This is a genomic window from Methanosarcina sp. A14, assembly GCF_001729375.1.
Classification (GTDB): domain Archaea; phylum Halobacteriota; class Methanosarcinia; order Methanosarcinales; family Methanosarcinaceae; genus Methanosarcina; species Methanosarcina barkeri.
Genome location: NZ_LZPK01000302.1, coordinates 1 through 2,720, shown reverse-complemented (window position 1 = coordinate 2,720; position 2,720 = coordinate 1). Strand labels below are relative to the sequence as shown.

At 33.2% G+C, this 2,720-nt stretch carries 3 protein-coding genes; all 3 read right to left on the bottom strand.

Annotated features, from left to right (window positions below; all coding sequences use genetic code 11):
* Nucleotides 1-144: 144 nt before the first annotated feature.
* The 3 genes from A9239_RS13510 to A9239_RS13500 are packed head-to-tail and all read right to left on the bottom strand — an operon-like array spanning nucleotide 145 to nucleotide 2,412.
* On the bottom strand, nucleotides 145-1,098 hold the full coding sequence (locus tag A9239_RS13510) for a nitrous oxide reductase family maturation protein NosD (RefSeq protein ID WP_069575344.1): 954 nt from the start codon (nucleotides 1,096-1,098) through the stop codon (nucleotides 145-147).
* Nucleotides 1,099-1,130: 32 nt separating this feature from the next.
* Nucleotides 1,131-1,694 (bottom strand): C39 family peptidase, encoded by a 564-nt coding sequence (locus tag A9239_RS13505; protein ID WP_048155791.1) that lies wholly within the window; start codon nucleotides 1,692-1,694, stop codon nucleotides 1,131-1,133.
* 13 nt (nucleotides 1,695-1,707) lie between these two features.
* On the bottom strand, nucleotides 1,708-2,412 hold the full coding sequence (locus A9239_RS13500; RefSeq protein WP_141706470.1) for a hypothetical protein: 705 nt from the start codon (nucleotides 2,410-2,412) through the stop codon (nucleotides 1,708-1,710).
* Nucleotides 2,413-2,720 lie beyond the last annotated feature (308 nt).

The window sequence follows — 2,720 nt, the reverse complement described above, 5'->3', positions numbered from 1 at the left end:
GATGAATCAAAACGTGAGAAGTTGGCAAAGAAGGCGTGGAAATTGAGGAATATCATAGAGGAATAAAGCAAAAAGGATTGGAAATATTTGACGTCTCCCAAGAATGATATAGCATAGCCTCAAATGTTTTCTGTCTATACTAATTCATTTTGATTCTACTGCCAGCACTCTTCCTTGCTCGTTTACAATATATTGCTCTCCTTCTAATGTATTATTTTTACTGTCAAAACTATATACTACTTTAATTTCGGTACTCAATCCTGCAGTGTTACCTTTTAATATGTTATTTTGAGAATTTCCAAGGTTGATTGAAAATGTATATCCATGCAAATTAATAGTATTATTCAAAAGTTTATTATTGTCAGAATTTTCTAGGGTGACGCTGAAATAATTAGCTGAAGCTAAATTTTTATTAAGCTCATTATCTGAAGAGTCACTGAGATATATACCTCTCCAGGTGTTTGATACAATATTATTAATCAATTTATTATTATCAGAATCTTCAAGACTAATACCATCTATATCAACCATTATATCAGCATTTGAGATATTGTTTCTATTTAACCAGTTATTGTTAGAGTTTTCTAGATGAATTCCATACTGATTCTGAAAAAGAGTGTTATTTTCAATTAAAATATTATTGGATTTTTTTAATAATATTCCATATTCGTTATAAACTAATTTATTTCTAGTTATATTACCATCAGACCCGCTATAGTATATACCAGCTTTGTTTTTTGCCCCAGTAATATTAAATCCGCTGATTGTCACATCATTCGCAGTTACATGAAATACATCTTTTCTTGTGTTTGCAGCCTGAATAACAGTATCATTTGACTCTCCAGGGTTCGATATTATATCTATGGATTTGTCTACAACTAAATTCTCCTTATATGATCCTGAGTAAACAATAACAGTGTCACCGGATTTGGCATTGTTTATTGCTCGCTGTATCGAATCACCAGGGTGTACATTAATATTTGTTGGATTACTGGAATATTTTTCTTTATTATTTGTTTCTTCAATATATACTATTGAAGCAATAAAAAATAATAATAAGATAAATATTAATTTTGCATTAGTTTGTGAGCGAGACATAATTATTCTCTTCTTTTAAAAAATATGGGTGATTAAGGTCTCACCCACGTTGATCTTGCACTGTCCCAGCTTCCAAAAGTGATACTATGGGTATTTACACCATCCCAAGTATCATGAATGAAAAGATAATCTGTTGTCGTCCCATCAGAATAGCCCATACATGTAACAGAGTGATTTCCATAAGGTGAAGTTGATGGATATCCACTCCCAACCCCACCATTTGTCATACCTAGGATAAATGGTCTATTTGCATTAATTTCTGTCACAGCTTCGGACATAGACAAATCACTATTATATACAGCATCAAAGTTTGTATACTGATAATTTTGACAAACTGTTTCTATACCACCAGCAATGTGACTATGATATGTAGAACCCGTAATAGGATCAGTGACCATTGCCGTTGCCAATTCTTGTATTAATGTATGACCGCTTGGGAAATTTGGATATCCATGAGCATCCCAATATTCCAGAACCATGGCAGATGCAGTTGGAGAACAACCAATATACACAGTCTCAAAAGGAACAGTCGTCATTATTTTAATAGTCGACGCTCTACTTGATACAGTTTCTACATCAGCGCTTTTTTCTATCATTCTGTTTTCTAAATCATCCCACGCTTTTTTCTATCATTCTGTTTTCTAAATCATCCCACGCTTTTTTTATTTCATCACTTTTGGCCGTTTCTACTTTATTCATACTGGCTGAGGTATTTTCCTCCTCTGCATTTATTATATTTGATGTAACAAGATCTACAATAACTTTCTTTTTATTCCCGTCTTTGCTGTCTTGAAGGTTATATTGACTATAGTAGAACGTTGCGCCTTCGTAGATAGGTACACTTTCCACAACATTCAGCTTATTTTTCTTTGCATAGTTTACTGCTGCATTTTGTGATTTCTTGGTCATTGTAGAGATTTTATTTTGGAGTTTTCCCTTTGAAAATTCAAGAATTGGATATTTATTTTTGGTAGCAGATATTAGTATAAAACCATCATATTCGTTATTTTTCATCACGTCAAAGGAGTATGCTGTTATATTCCCTTCAAGGTCATAAAATGTAATGTCAGGTTCAACAACTGCATCTTCCCATTCCTCTAATTCAGGTATTGTTCCAGAGAGTTCTACCAGATAAAAAGCTGCAATTTCTTTTGCCTCATCTATACTCAGGGGTGTAGATGTTTGTTCATCGGTACTTGTTGGGGATGTGTCTGTTTCTGCAAAAGCGACAGAACTTAAACTCGTTATAAAAATTCCCAATAATAATACATTAAGTATTAATTTACTCGTATTAGCTAATCTTCTTGTTTTCATTTCTGCTTACCTTCTTTATTATTGTCGGAAGGCAAGACTAAGTAAACTTTAAATAATTATAAAGTAACCTACTTCTTGCCTTCGGGTATGCAGGGTTCAGGATCGGTCTGCAAACTTCTCCTAACTCTGCATATTTTATCCAGTTTACAACTGGTACATAATTCTTTAAATGTTTTGTTATCGAACTCTCTAACAATTAGCGACTAAATCAAATTGCGTGCGGCCACCCCAACCTAAAGAGGCTGTCCGACAATTATTGGCAGTAATAAAAAAGTGTTAAAAAGAAAGCAAATAAGACCTTTAAATCA